The following is a 14,065-nucleotide window of genomic DNA, read 5'->3' as shown; positions in this document are numbered from 1 at the left end:
CGCCACGACAGAAGGAAGGCACGAGGAAAGCAACGAGGGAAGGCGCGGGAAAAGCGCCACGTAGTGTGCGGAAGCGGCGAACGCGCGGCGGCTCAGCGCGCGTTCGGCCGCCGCATCGTTCGTCCGGGTTCAACCGCATCGACCGCGTCGGCCGCTTCGCCGTCGTCCGGCAGGATGCACGCGAGGAACGCGTCGATCGCGGGGCTCTGGCGGCGCGCTTTCAGGTAGTACACGTATTCGTCGATCGTCGTATCGACGCCGCGCAGCGCGATCACGCGCAGGTCGGGATGGCGCTCGGCCTCGCCGCGCGGAAACAGGCTGCCGCCCACTCCATGCAGGATCGCCTCGCGAATCGCTTCGCGGCTGCCGATCTCGGCGACCGAGGCGGCCGCGACGCCGGCCGTTGCGAGGATCGTCTCCGTGCAGCGGCGCGTGACCGAGCCTTCCTCGCGGATCAGCAGCCGCACGTCGGCGAGCTGCGCCGGGTCGATCGCATCGAACCGCGCGAGCGGATGACGGCGGTGCACGACGAGCACCAGCGGATCGGTCGAGATCACCTTGCGCTCGAGGCCGTCGGCGTCGTTGCGCTGCGACGAGACCGCGAGATCGATGCGGAACTCCTGCAGCGCCTGCAGGATTTCCTCGGAGTTGCCGATCCGGCATGTCAGCGCGATCGACGGATGCGCGCTCGAGAAGCGGCCGACCGCGTCCATGATGTAGTAGGGGCCCGTCGCGCCGATCCGCAGGTGACCTTCGAACAGGCCGCCGACGTTGCGCAGCATGATGTCGGCCTGCGCCTCGAGCGCGATCATCTTCTCGACGAGCGGCAGCAGCTCGATGCCCGTCTCGGTCACTTCGAGCTTGCGGCCGCTGCGGTAGAACAGCTCGACGCCGTACAACTGCTCGACCTGCCGGATCTGCGCGGCAATCGTCGGCTGGCTCACGCCGAGGTGGCGCGCGGCGCGCGTGATGCTGCCCTGCCGGACGGTCGCATGGAACGCCTTCAGCTGATCGAACACGTGTCGGCTTCTCCCCCCTCTTCATCGCGCGTCAGCGTAGCGTACGCATGTGTCGACCGCATGAAAGGCGCGTCATGTGCGGCTTCGAAAAAAAGCTGGGGATGAGCACAAGAAACCTGCGGGAACCGGTCACGGCCGGGACATGCCGGTGCGGGGTAATAACGGCGACGCAGAAACGCCGGCCCCGCTCGCCCGGCGACCCCACCCACGACCACAAGGCTCTCTTCATGTCCTCGAACAATCGACGCGATTTCCTGCGCCTCGCCGCGCAGTCGGCCGGCGCGATGGCCGCCTATGCGGGCTTCCCGCCCGCGATCCGCAATGCGCTGGCGATGCCGGCCGCCTATCGCACCGGCACGATCCGCGACGTCGAGCACGTCGTGATCTTCATGCAGGAAAACCGTTCGTTCGACCATTACTTCGGCGGGCTGCGCGGCGTGCGCGGCTTCAACGACCCCCGTCCGCACCTGCTGCCGAACGGCGCGCCGGTGTGGCAGCAACCGCCGGCGTCGGTGTTCACGAAGAACTACCATTCGCGCGGGCTCGATCCGTCGGCGCCGTACGTGCTGCCGTTCTATCTCGATCCGAAGCAGACGACCGAATTCCAGCCGGGCACCAACCACGGCTGGAGCAGCGGCCACCTCGCCTGGAACAACGGCCAGTGGGATCAGTGGGTGAACCAGAAGCAGGACGTGCTGACGATGGGCTACCTGAAGCGCCAGGATCTCACGTACCACTACGCGCTGGCCGACGCGTTCACGATCTGCGATTCGTACTTCTGCTCGGCGCACGCGGACACCGCGCCGAACCGCATCTACCTGTGGACCGGCACGGTCGACTCGCGCAACGTCTACGGCAGCGCGCCGAACGGCCCGGGCATCGGCGAGCGCAACGACGTGAACGGCTACACGTGGACGACCTACGCCGAACGCCTGGAGGACGCGAAGATCAGCTGGAAGGTGTACCAGGGCGGCACCGGCATCCCGGGCGACCCGACCGACAACTACACCGACAACTCGCTGATGTTCTTCAAGCGCTTCCAGGTGAAGGAAGGCGCGAGCGGCCCGCTGGTCGACAAGGGCGCGTCGAACCACACGCTCGCCGAACTGAAGGCCGACGTGCAGGCCAACCGCTTGCCGCAGGTGTCGTGGATCGTGTCGCCGTACAAGTACAGCGAGCACCCGCAGGCGTCGCCGACCGACGGCGCGTTCTACATCAACATGGTGCTCGAGGCGCTGACGTCGAACCCCGAGGTGTGGGCGAAGACGGTGTTCATCCTCAACTACGACGAGAACGACGGGCTGTTCGACCACGTCGTGCCGCCGGTGCCGCCGGTCACGAGCGGCGTGGGCGGCCAGGGCATCGTGTCGTCGAACCTGCTGTCGAACCTCGGCGACGAGCTGCTCGACCTGAACAAGTACCCGGGCGAGATGAGCCCGCTCGTGCCGGGCGCCGATCCGGGCGGCATCCAGCCGATCGGCCTCGGGCCGCGCGTGCCGCTGATCATCATCTCGCCGTGGACGAAGGGCGGCTGGGTCTGCTCGGAGACGTTCGACCATACGTCGGTGCTGCGTTTCCTCGAAGCGCGTTTCGGCGTGAAGGAGCCGAACATCAGCGCGTGGCGCCGGTCGATCTGCGGCGATCTCACGTCGGCGTTCGACTTTTCCGCGCGCCCCGACACGCGCACGGTGAGCTTCACGGTGCCGCAGCACATCGCGACGGCCGGCCAGGCGTACCAGGTGCCCGCGCAGCAGTCGATGCCGGCGCAGGAACCCGGCACGCGTCCGGCGCGTGCGCTGCCGTACGAGCTGTTCGTGCACAGCCGCGTGGGCGCGCACGACGATACCGTGTCGCTCGACTTCGCGAACACCGGCGACGCCGGTGCCGCGTTCTACGTGTACGACCGGCGCAACCCGGCGACGCCGCCGCGCCGCTACGCGGTGTCCGCGCACGACCGCTTCGTCGATACGTGGAGCACGTCGGCCGCGCGCGGCGAGTACCATCTGGCCGCCTACGGCCCGAACGGCTATCTGTGCGAGTTCCAGGGCAACACGCGGCTCGCCGCGGACGGCCGCCACGCGAACCCCGAAGCGAAGATCGGCTACGACGTGCGCAACCGTCACGTGTACCTGCAGTTGCGCAACAGCGGGCGCGCGACCTGCCGCGTGACGGTCGACAACGCGTACAGCCATGCGCAGGCGCGCACCTACACGCTGGAGCCGGGCGAGCGCGTCGAAGGGCACTTCGAGCTGTCGTCGAGCCACGGCTGGTACGATCTGACGATCACCGCGACCACGCTGCGCGGCGGCGACGACAAGGTCGTGCGCCGCTTCGCGGGCCACGTCGAGACGGGCCGGCCGAGCCACAGCGATCCGGGGCCGGTGAAGCGCACGGCCTGACGGCTGCGCCGGCGTCGCGCGAAGCGGGGCGGTTCCCCGCAGCGCGCGAGCGCCGCGTGCCGGTTGCATGCCGGCCGGGGTCCGGCCGTGTGCGGGCACGCGGGATTGGCTTTTGGAAACTGAAAACTGTTGACAATATGCCGGGGCGAGGGTATACAAGGATCATTCGCCGATATGGCGCCGTCGTTTCACCCCAGCCCGCTGCCCCGACCATGACTGCCCCGAACGCGCTCAGCGCCATCGAACTCCTGCAAAGCCAGTCGCTCGCGATGATCGTCCAGGACATGCTCGAGCGCGCGATCGTCTCCGGCGAATACGCACCGGGCGAGAAGCTCAACGAAGTCGAGATCGCGACCAGGCTGAACGTGTCGCGCGGCCCGGTGCGCGAAGCGTTCCGCGCGCTCGAGCAGGCCGGCCTGCTGCGCAACGAGAAGAACCGCGGCGTGACCGTGCGCGTCGTGCCGCTGCGCGAGGCCGAGGAGATCTACGAAGTGCGCGCGATGCTCGACGAATCGGTCGCGCGCGCGCTCGCGAAGCGTATCTCGCCCGACACGCTGAAGGTGCTGAAGGGCATCATCCAGTCGATGAAGGACGCCGCGAAGGCGCACGACGTCACGCGCTACACCGAGCTGAACGTGCAGTTCCACGACGCGATGGTCGTCGGCGTCGGCAATACGCATCTCACCGATACCTACCGGCGGCTCGTGCGCCAGCTCGGCCTGCTGCGTCAGGCGGCGATCGAGGCCGAGGAGGATGCGATCGCCGTGTCGGCGGCCGAGCACGACAAGATCGTGCAGGCGCTCGCGGCCGGCGACGAGGAAAAGGCCGTCGCGCTCGTGCGCGAGCACGTCGCGCACGGCCTCGCGCGGATGCGCCGCACGCACGAGCAGGGGCTGCCTGCGGCGGGCAAGGCGGCGCGGGAGAAGGCTGGCGCATAAGCGTCGGCGACGTTCGCGCGGGCTGCCGCGCATCGGCAAAGGGACGCGTCGCCGCGTCCCTTTTTCGTTGCGCGTTCGGGCCGACGCATCGTCACGCCTTGTCGGCCTTCCCCGCCGCGCTCGCAAATTTCGCGAGCCACGTATCGACGACCGACGGCTGCCGGTTCTCGTCTTCCGCGCGTTCCTTGCGGCGAATCGCGTTGCGCACGACGTGCGCGCCGACGTAGCGGATCGGCTCCGGCGGAAAATGGCCGAGCGGGCCGCGCACGAGCGGGCTGCGCGTCCACGCGTTGTCGAGGCCGAGCACGAGCGACGACAGGATCTGCCCGCCCATGTAGGTCGGCCCGACGCCGTTGCCCGAATAACCGAACCCGTAGAACACGTTCGGCGCGCCGTCGAGGCGGCCGAAGAACGGGAAGCCCGTGACCGAACGATCCGACGGCCCGTTCCAGCTTGCCGTGATCGGCACGTCCGCCAGCGACGGGAAAAACGCGCGCAGGCTCCGTGTGAGCTGCGCCTCGTAAGGCGAGCGGCGGTCGAACACCGGCGCGATGCGGCTGCGCCACGAGAACGTGTTGCCGCCCTTGCCGAGCATCAGTCGCCCATCGGCCGTCGTGCGGTAGTAATAGACGAAGATCCGCGAATCGAGCACCGACACGCCGTCCACGAGCCCGGTCCGCTCGAGCAGCTCGGGGCATTTCTCGGTGATCACCATGTCGCTCGACACGACCGCGATCGTGCGTTCGAACTGCGGGAAACGGCTCGCCATCCACGCATTGATCGCGAACACGAGCTTGCCCGCCGTGACGCTGCCGGACGGCGTACGCACGACGGCCGGCTGGCCGGGCGTGAAGTCGAGCATCGGCGTGCGTTCGTAGATGCGGATGCCCATCGCGCGCGCGACGCGGCGCAGCCCGCGTACGAGCTTGCCGGGATGCACGGTCGCGGCGATCGGCGAGTAGACACCGTCGAGATTGCGCGCGGAGCCCGAGCGGCGCGCGACTTCGGCGGGCGGCAGCGGCTCGTAGCTGTGGATGCCGCACGCGGCGAGTGCGTCGAGCACCGGCGCGAGCGTGCCGACCTGCGCGCGTGACGTCGCGGTGTACAGCGTGCCGTCGAGCCGCAATTCGGCATCGACGTCGTGCGCGCGGCAGAAATCGGCGATGTGCTGCACCGCCGCTTCCGACGCCTTCACGAGCCGGATCGCCTCGGCTTCGCCGAACAGACGCCGCAGCGTCAGGAATTTCGCGGACCAGGTGAGCAGGCAGCCGCCGTTGCGCCCGCTCGCGCCGGCGCCGCACAGGTCGGCTTCGAGGATCGCGATGTCGAGCGCGGGGTGCTGCTGCTTCGCCTGGATCGCGGTCCAGAGGCCCGTGAAGCCGCCGCCGACGATGCACACGTCGGCCTGCGTCGCGCCTTGCAGCGCGGGGGCGAGATCGCCGTCGTTGAACAGCGCTTGTTCGATCCAGAAGGGTCGCATCGGAAGGTTCGTCGATAAGGGGCCGTGCGCCGCACGGCCGGGAAAAACGGGCGGCCGCATGCGCGTGCGCACGCGGCCGGGTGCCTCGCGTCACCTCGTCATGCCGCCGCTTCGGCCGATACGCGGCGCACGCCCATCGCTTTCAGCGTGTCGGCAATGGCCGCGACGGCGCCCGGAATCCCGGCTTCGCCGAAATGGCCGATGCAGCCGACGCGGAACGTCTCCACTTCGGTCAGCTTGCCCGGATACAGAATGTAGCCGCGCTTTTTGACCTCCTGATAAAACCGCTTGAAATCGTAGTTCGGGTCGTCCGGCGCATGGAACGTGACGATGATCGGCGCCTGGATCGCCGGATCGAGGAACGGCCGGAAGCCGAGCGCGCGCATCCCGTCGATCAGCGCGCGAGTGTTGCGCTGGTAGCGGCCGCCGCGCGCGGCGAGCCCGCCTTCGTCGACGTATTGCGCGACGGCCGCGTCGAGCGCGGCGACCACGTGCGTCGGCGGCGTGAAGCGCCACTGCGTCGTGCGCTGCATGTAGACCCACTGGTCGTACAGGTCCATCGCGAGCGAGTGGCTGTTGCCTTCGCTGCGTTCGAGCGCGCTGCGCTTCGCGATCACGAAGCCGAGCCCCGGCACGCCTTCGAGACACTTGCCGGACGCCGCGATCACCGCGTCGAACGGCGTCGTGCGCGCGTCGATGTCGATCGCGCCGAACGAGCTCATCGCGTCGACGATCAGCGCGCGCCCGTGTCGGGCGACGACCTGCGCGATCTCGTGCAGCGGGTTCAGCACGCCGGCACCCGTTTCGCAATGCACGAGCGCGACGTGCGTGATCGACCGATCGGCCGCCAGCGCGCGCTCGACGTCGGCCGGATCGACGCGGCGATCCTCGCGGTAGTCGATCGTCGTCAGCCGGCGGCCGAGCACGCGGCAGATCTTCGCGAGGCGCTGGCAGTACGCGCCGTTGTTCGGCACCAGCACGTGGCCGTCGCGCGGCACGAGCGTGCCGATCGCCGCCTCGACCGAGAACGTGCCGCTGCCCTGCAGCGGCACGCATTCGTGCGTGCCCTCGCCGTGCACGATCTGCAGCAGCCGTTCGCGCAGCCGCGCGGTGATCGCGTTGAAGTCGCCGTCCCACGAACCCCAGTCGCGCAGCATCGCGTCGCGCGTGCGGTCGGAGGTCGTCAGGGGGCCGGGGGTGAGCAGGATGGGCTGGGCGGCGAGCGTCATGGTGTCTCCTTGATGAAGTCGGGACGTCACGGGAATGCGGCGGGAACTCAACGGCGATGCGGATGGCGCCACGCCTGCGTACGGCGCAGCAGGCGATGCGAGATGCACGCGAACAGCACGCATGCGAACGACGAGGTCGCGAGCACGAGCGTGGCCATCGCGGCGGCCGGGCCCATCTGGCCCGCGTCGTCGAGGTTCAGGATCGCGACCGATGCGGGCTGCGTGTCCGGCGAGTACAGGAACGCGACGGCCGACACCGTCGTCATCCCGTTGACGAACAGGTAGCGCGCGATCAGCAGGATCGCGGGCAGGCACACGGGCACCGTCACGCGCAGGAAGGTCTTGTAGAACGGCACCTTCAGCGATGCGGATACGGCCTCGAACTCGCCGTCGATCTGCCTGAGCGCCGTGACGGCGGTGAGGTGGCTCGACGCGTAGTAGTGGACGACCGTGACGATCGCGAGCAGCCACAGCGATCCGTACAGCCCGTTCAGCGGATTGCCGGGCGCGTTGAACAGGAAGATGTAGCTGATGCCGAGCACGAGCCCCGGCACGCCCATCGGCAAGATCGCGCACAGGCTGATGAAGCCGCGCAGCCAGCGCGCGCCGCGGGTCTTCTCGATCAGGTACGCGGCGCCGAACACGACGATCGTGCCGCCGAGGGCCACCGTCGCGGCCATCCGCAAGCTGTTCTTGTACGCGTCGAAGATGCCGGCCGCGATCAATCCCATCCGGTAGTGCTGCAGCCCGAGACTCATCTGGTACGGCCAGAACTTCACGAACGACGCGAACACCGAGATGCCGACCACCGCGACGAAGAACGCGCACACGAGCGCGCAGTACGCGAGCATCGCGGCGTCGAAGCCGCGCGACGGCTTCGGCTGGTACGGCGTCGAGCGCGCGCCGAGCTGCGACTGCTGGCGACGGCGGACGAAGAAGTCGATGCCGAACGCGACCAGCGCCGGGCACAGCAGCATCAGGCTCACCACCGCGCTGCGGTTGAAGTCCTGCAACCCGATGATCAGCTTGTAGATGTCGGTCGACAGCACGTTGTACGAGCCGCCGATCACGACCGGCACGCCGAAGTCGTTGATGCACATCGTGAACGCGACCATCGTCGCGCTGATCAGCCCGTACTTCGCGCCGGGCAGCGTGATCGTGAAGAACTTGCGCATGCGACCCGTGCCCATCGCGTCGGCGGCCTCGTAGAGCCGGCCGTCCGCGAGCGACAGCGCGGTGACGAGGATCATCAGCACGTGCGGGAACGACGCGTACACCATGCTCAGCACGATGCCCGGCAGCCCGTAGATCGAATGGCCGTGCAGCAGCGGCTTGAGCAGCCCCGCGTTGCCGAACCAGTAGATGAACGACACGGCCGACAGCAGCGTCGGCGCGAGCAGCGGCAGCAGCGCGATCGTGCGCGCGGCGTTCTTCAGCGGCATGCACGAGCGCGTCAGCGCATACGCGAACGTGAACGCCATCGGCACGACGATCGCCGTGACGAGCGCGCCGACCGTCAGCGAATGCAGCATCGAGCGCAGCACGCCGCTGTCCTCGAGATACTCGACGAAGTTGCGCACGCCGACGAAACGGCCGTCGGCGTCGACGAAGCATTTCTGCACGACGAGCGCGAGCGGCAGCAGCAGGAACAGCGACATCAGCGCGGCCATCGCGACCAGCGCGAGCTGAGCGATGCGATCGTGCCAGTGCGTGATCTGTCGCATGTCGGCGGGGGCGGACGCGCCGCGGCGGCGCTCGGTCAGGACGGTGCTCATTGCAGTCGCTCCTTCGCGCACGGGAACACGCGGACATGCTCGCGATCGAGCGCGAGGTCGATGCGCGCACCGGCCTGCACGCCGGTGCGGTCGACGTCGCGATACGACAGGTCGGCGACGATCTCCTGGCCGTCGAGCCCGTCGATCCGGAAGCTCACGCGGCAGAACGCGCCGAGGAATTCGAGCTTCTCGACGCGGCCGGCCAGCACGTTGTCGGGCGTCTCGCCCGGCACGCGGATGCGCAGGTCCTCGGGCCGCACGTAGACCGACACCGCCGCGCCCTGCGCGGGGCGGGCCCCGCCATGGCGGCAATCGAGGCCGACCGCGCCCGCGCGCAGCGTGCCGTCGTGCGCGACTTCGGCGGGAATCGTGTTGACGCGACCGATGAAGTCCGCGACGAAGGGTGATGCCGGCTGACGGTAGATTTCGAGCGGCGTGCCGATCTGTTCGATCACGCCGTGGTTCATCACGACGATGCGATCGGCCATCGACAACGCTTCTTCCTGGTCGTGCGTGACCATGATCGTCGTCACGCCGAGCCGCTGCTGCAGCGCGCGAATCTCCTGGCGCAACCGCACGCGCACGCGCGCGTCGAGCGCCGACAGCGGCTCGTCGAGCAGCAGCAGGCCGGGCGACGTGGCGAGCGCACGCGCGAGCGCGATGCGCTGCTGCTGGCCGCCGGACAACTGGCCCGGATGCTTGCGATGGCTGTCGGGCAGGCCGACCAGCGCGAGCAGCGTGTGCACGCGCTCGTGGATCGCGTCGCGCTTCATCTTCCGGTTCACGAGCCCGTACGCGACGTTGTCGTACACGGTGAGGTTCGGGAACAGCGCATACGACTGGAACACGATCCCGTAGTCGCGTAGTTGCGGCGGCAGCCGCGAGATGTCGCGGCCGTCCTGCATGATGTGGCCGGCGTTCTGCGTCTCGAGCCCCGCGATGATCCGCAGCAGCGTGGTCTTCCCGCAGCCGGACGGCCCGAGGAAGCAGATCATCTCGCCCTTCATCACGTTCAGGTCGATGTCGGTGAGGACCTGCGTGTCGTTGTACCGCTTCTCGATGCGTTCCACGCTCAGATAAGGTGCCATGCGCGCCTCCTTGGAGGGGCGGCCCGGGGGCCGGATTCGACGACGGAAAGGGGAAGGCGGGGCGGCGCGCGGCGCGGCCCCGCAGCGGGTCGCGGCGTTATTGCTGCGCTTTCGCCCCGTAACGCTTCTGCCACGTATCGAGGATCGACTGGCGGTTCTTCGCCGACCACACGAAGTCGTTCTTCACGAGCAGGTCCGGGTAGTTGTCGGGGATGCCGGCCAGCTTGTGCGCCACGCCCGGATACGCGACGATCGCCCACCAGCGCGCGGTGATCTGGTTCGCTTCCTTGCTCGCCATGAAGTCGGCGAGCTTCTTCGCGGCGTCGGGCTGTTTCGTCGTCTTCATGATCGCCGTGCCTTCCATGTCCCAGCCGAGCCCTTCCTTCGGGAACACGAGATCGATCGGCGCGCCCTGCGCCTGCAGTTCGTGGCCGCGGAACTCGAACGAGATGCCGATCGGGAATTCGCCGGTGCCCGCGAGCGTGCACGGCTTCGAGCCCGAGTGCACGTACTGCGCGACGTTCTTGTCGAGCGCGTCCATGAATTTCCAGCCTTTGTCGTCGCCGAAGGTCTGCAGCCACGCGGTCACGTCGAGGTAGCCGGTGCCCGACGACACCGGGCTCGGCATCAGGATCGCGCCTTTGTAGACCGGCTTCGTCAGGTCTTCCCACGACGTCGGCTTCGGGATGTTCTTCGCTTGCGCGGCGACGCGGTTGTAGCAGATCGTCGCGCCCCACACGTCCATGCCGACCCAGTGCGGCGGCGTGTTCGCGTCGCTGTACTTGCGCGTGAGCTGGTCGAAGCCCTTCGGCGCGTACGGCATCAGCATGCCTTGCAGGTCGAGCAGCGTGAGGCTCGACGCGGCGAGGCCGAGCACGACGTCCGCGCGCGGGTTGTTCTTCTCCGCGAGCAGCTTCGCGGTGACCGAGCCGGTCGAGTCGCGCACCCAGCGGATCTCGATATCGGGGTTCGCCTTCTCGAACGCGTCCTTGTAGGGCTTCATCGCCTCGTCTTCCAGCGCGGTGTAGACGAGCAGCGACGTCTTCGCGTGCGCCGCCTGGGCGGCGCCGAGCGCGACGGCCACGGCCAGCGCGACACGGGCCGCGCCCGTCGCCCATGCATCGAAACGCTTGTGTACCGGCACTTCGTTCATCTTCAGACCCCTTGACTGTAGCGCCGCGGCACGCGGCGGATGAGTGGAGACCAGCCCTCTTGCTGCACCGTTGTTTTGCTTTCTGTTCTCTGCATGTTGTTGACAATCTACAAATCATCAATTTTAATGTCAAGCATGGAAAACACCTCCCTTCGGCGCGGCGCGGGCGCCGACGGCTCACCCCTTCGACCTGAAAGGAATGAACGTCATGTCTGAAACGCCTGTATCCGTGGAAGTGAACGGCCGCCGCTACAACTGGATGAGCCGGCCCGTGGTGGTCGTCTGCGTCGATGGCTGCGCATACGAATATCTGGAAGAAGCCGCCGAGGCCGGCGTCGCGCCGTTCCTGCGCACGCTGCTGAAGCCCGGCACGGCGCTCAAGGGCGAATGCGTGGTGCCGAGCTTCACGAACCCGAACAACCTGTCGATTGTCACCGGCGTGCCGCCGGCGATCCACGGGATAAGCGGCAATTACTTCTACGATCGCGACACCGGCGCCGAGGTGTTGATGAACGATCCGAAATACCTGGTCGCGCCCACCGTGCTCGCGACCTTCGCCGAACAGGGCGCGCGCGTCGCGGTCGTCACCGCGAAGGACAAGCTGCGCCGCCTGCTCGGCAAGGGGCTGAAGGGCATCTGCTTCTCGTCGGAGAAGGCCGACGAAGCGAGCATCGAGGAAAACGGCATCGACAACGTGCTCGAGCTGGTCGGCAAGCCGGTGCCGAGCGTGTACAGCGCGGACCTGTCGGAGTTCGTGTTCGCCGCCGGCGTGCGCCTGCTCGAGACGCGCCCGATCGACCTGATGTACCTGTCGACCACCGACTACGTGCAGCACAAGTGCGCACCCGGCACGCCCGGCGCGAACGCGTTCTACGCGATGATGGACACGTACCTGCAGCGCCTCGACGAACTCGGCGCGATCGTCGCGATCACGGCCGACCACGGGATGAACGCGAAGCACGACGACGAGACCGGCGAGCCGAACGTGATCTACCTGCAGGAACTGTTCGACGACTGGCTCGGCCACGATGCGGCGCGCGTGATCCTGCCGATCACCGATCCGTACGTCGTGCACCACGGTGCGCTCGGTTCGTTCGCGACCGTCTACGTGCCGGCGACGGCCGATGCCGATGCGCTGCGCGCGCGGCTCGCCGCGGTCGACGGCATCGAGGTCGTGCTGACGGGCGCCGAAGGCTGCGCGCGCTTCGAGCTGCCGCCCGCGCGGATGGGCGACCTGATCGTGATCTCGAAGCAGGACGTCGTGCTCGGCACGCGCCGCATCAAGCACGATCTGTCCGGCCTCGACGTGCCGCTGCGCTCGCACGGCGGGATCTCCGAGCAGATCGTGCCGCTGATCTTCAGCAAGCCGGTCGCGACCGACGTCGCGGGCCGCGCGCGGCTGCGCAATTTCGACATCATCGACATCGCGCTCAACCATCTGCAGTGACGCGGACGCATCCGCCAGGAGACACTCATGAACGCCATTGCAGAATCGTCGGATGTCCGCACGCTTCATCGTGAAGCACTGCGAATCGATGGTGAAAGGCTCTACCGCGACGCGGTCATCGACGTGCGCAACCCGTACGACGGCGCGCTGGTCGGCACCGTGCCGAAGGCGACGCTCGACGACGTGCGCCGCGCGTTCGCGGTTGCGCATGCGTACCGGCCGACGCTCACGCGCCACGATCGCGCGGCGATCCTGCGCCGCGCGGCCGACATCGTGCGTGCGCGCACCGCGCAGATCGCGGCGCTGATCACGGCCGAGGCCGGGTTGTGCATCAAGGATTCGACGTACGAAGCCGGCCGCGTGGCCGACGTGCTGACGTTCGGCGCGGGCGAAGTGCTGAAGGACGACGGGCAGATCTTCTCGTGCGATCTGACGCCGCACGGCAAGAAGCGCCGCGTGTACACGCAGCGCGACCCGCTGCTCGGCGTGATTTCGGCGATCACCCCGTTCAATCACCCGATGAACCAGGTCGCGCACAAGATCGTGCCGTCGGTGGCGACCAACAACCGGATCGTCGTGAAGCCGTCGGAGAAGGTGCCGCTGTCGTGCTACCTGTTCGCGGACATCCTGTACGAAGCCGGCCTGCCGCCGCAGATGCTGCAGGTGATCACCGGCGACCCGAAGGAGATCGCCGACGAGCTGATCACGAACCCGGCGATCGATCTCATCACGTTCACCGGCGGCGTGTCGATCGGCAAGTCGATCGCCGCGCGGATGGGCTACCGGCGCGCGGTGCTCGAACTCGGCGGCAACGATCCGATCATCGTGATGGAAGACGCCGATCTCGACGAAGCGAGCACGCTCGCGGTGTCGGGCTCGTACAGGAATTCGGGGCAGCGCTGCACGGCGATCAAGCGGATGCTCGTGCACGAGGCGGTGGCCGATCGCTTCACGGAGCTGGTCGTCGAGAAGACGCGCGCGTGGTCGTACGGCAATCCGTCCGATCCGTCGATCGACATGGGCACCGTGATCGACGAAGCGGCCGCGAAGTTCTGCGAGCAGCAGGTGAACGACGCGATCGCGCGCGGTGCGCGGCTGCTGGTCGGCAACGTGCGCGACGGCGCGTTGTATTCGCCGACGGTCGTCGATCGCGTGACGCCCGACATGCCGCTGGTGAAGCATGAAACCTTCGGCCCGGTGTCGCCGATCATGCGCTTTCGTGACATCGACGAAGCGATCCGGATGTCGAACAGCACCGACTATGCGCTGTCGTCGTCGGTGTGCACGAATCGCTTCGACCACATCACGCGCTTCATCACCGAGCTGGAAGTCGGCAGCGTGAACGTGCGCGAGGTGCCGGGCTATCGACTCGAACTGACGCCGTTCGGCGGCGTGAAGGATTCGGGGCTCGGCTACAAGGAGGGCGTGCAGGAGGCGATGAAGAGCTTCACGAATACGAAGACGTATTCGTTGCCGTGGTAAGCGACGTGCCACGCGCCCGCGCCGGCATCGCAGCCGGCGCGGGCGTGGTTCGATC

The 14,065-nt window shown here is 67.9% G+C and carries 10 protein-coding genes; 4 read left to right on the top strand and 6 right to left on the bottom strand.

Going from position 1 to position 14,065, the window contains the following annotated elements; all coding sequences use genetic code 11:
- Nucleotides 1-92: 92 nt before the first annotated feature.
- Nucleotides 93-1,019, bottom strand: a complete 927-nt coding sequence (locus tag WS96_RS05040) for a LysR family transcriptional regulator (RefSeq protein WP_059831034.1) — start codon at nucleotides 1,017-1,019, stop codon at nucleotides 93-95.
- A 227-nt stretch (nucleotides 1,020-1,246) separates the two neighbouring features.
- On the opposite strand from WS96_RS05040, the gene WS96_RS05035 reads away from it, so the two are divergent.
- Together WS96_RS05035 and WS96_RS05030 are read left to right on the top strand one after the other, a co-directional pair.
- Entirely contained in the window at nucleotides 1,247-3,418 is a 2,172-nt protein-coding gene (locus WS96_RS05035; RefSeq protein ID WP_059831032.1) for a phosphocholine-specific phospholipase C, read from the top strand.
- Nucleotides 3,419-3,630: 212 nt separating this feature from the next.
- Nucleotides 3,631-4,356: a phosphonate utilization associated transcriptional regulator gene (locus WS96_RS05030; RefSeq protein ID WP_059831030.1), complete on the top strand. Its 726-nt coding sequence runs from the start codon at nucleotides 3,631-3,633 to the stop codon at nucleotides 4,354-4,356.
- Between the two features lie 91 nt (nucleotides 4,357-4,447).
- On the opposite strand, the gene WS96_RS05025 is transcribed toward WS96_RS05030, so the two are convergent.
- The 5 genes from WS96_RS05025 to WS96_RS05005 all read right to left on the bottom strand — a co-directional run bounded on the left by WS96_RS05025 (nucleotide 4,448) and on the right by WS96_RS05005 (nucleotide 11,081).
- The gene (locus WS96_RS05025; RefSeq protein WP_059831029.1) at nucleotides 4,448-5,836 is read right to left on the bottom strand and encodes an FAD-dependent oxidoreductase; all 1,389 of its coding nucleotides are present in this window, start codon (nucleotides 5,834-5,836) and stop codon (nucleotides 4,448-4,450) included.
- 98 nt (nucleotides 5,837-5,934) lie between these two features.
- Nucleotides 5,935-7,065 carry a 2-aminoethylphosphonate--pyruvate transaminase gene (locus tag WS96_RS05020; protein ID WP_059831027.1) on the bottom strand — a complete coding sequence of 377 codons (1,131 nt, stop codon included), beginning with the start codon at nucleotides 7,063-7,065 and terminating at the stop codon, nucleotides 5,935-5,937.
- Between the two features lie 47 nt (nucleotides 7,066-7,112).
- Complete coding sequence (locus WS96_RS05015) at nucleotides 7,113-8,840, bottom strand: putative 2-aminoethylphosphonate ABC transporter permease subunit (protein ID WP_059831025.1); 1,728 nt, start codon at nucleotides 8,838-8,840, stop codon at nucleotides 7,113-7,115.
- Nucleotides 8,837-9,928 (bottom strand): putative 2-aminoethylphosphonate ABC transporter ATP-binding protein, encoded by a 1,092-nt coding sequence (locus tag WS96_RS05010; RefSeq protein ID WP_059831023.1) that lies wholly within the window; start codon nucleotides 9,926-9,928, stop codon nucleotides 8,837-8,839. The genes WS96_RS05015 and WS96_RS05010 overlap by 4 nt, the downstream gene beginning before the upstream one ends.
- Nucleotides 9,929-10,025: 97 nt before the next feature.
- Nucleotides 10,026-11,081 (bottom strand): putative 2-aminoethylphosphonate ABC transporter substrate-binding protein, encoded by a 1,056-nt coding sequence (locus WS96_RS05005; RefSeq protein WP_059831022.1) that lies wholly within the window; start codon nucleotides 11,079-11,081, stop codon nucleotides 10,026-10,028.
- 208 nt (nucleotides 11,082-11,289) lie between these two features.
- On the opposite strand from WS96_RS05005, the gene phnA reads away from it, so the two are divergent.
- Together phnA and phnY are read left to right on the top strand one after the other, a co-directional pair.
- Nucleotides 11,290-12,528, top strand: coding sequence for a phosphonoacetate hydrolase (gene phnA, locus WS96_RS05000; protein WP_059831075.1), 1,239 nt, complete (start codon nucleotides 11,290-11,292; stop codon nucleotides 12,526-12,528).
- A gap of 27 nt (nucleotides 12,529-12,555) precedes the next feature.
- Entirely contained in the window at nucleotides 12,556-14,010 is a 1,455-nt protein-coding gene (gene phnY, locus WS96_RS04995) for a phosphonoacetaldehyde dehydrogenase (RefSeq protein ID WP_059831020.1), read from the top strand.
- The last annotated feature ends 55 nt before the right edge of the window (nucleotides 14,011-14,065 follow it).

Source organism: Burkholderia sp. MSMB1835, assembly GCF_001526365.1.
Classification (GTDB): domain Bacteria; phylum Pseudomonadota; class Gammaproteobacteria; order Burkholderiales; family Burkholderiaceae; genus Burkholderia.
The sequence above is the reverse complement of the archived record's forward strand: the minus strand, read 5'-3'. Positions and strand labels throughout refer to the sequence as shown.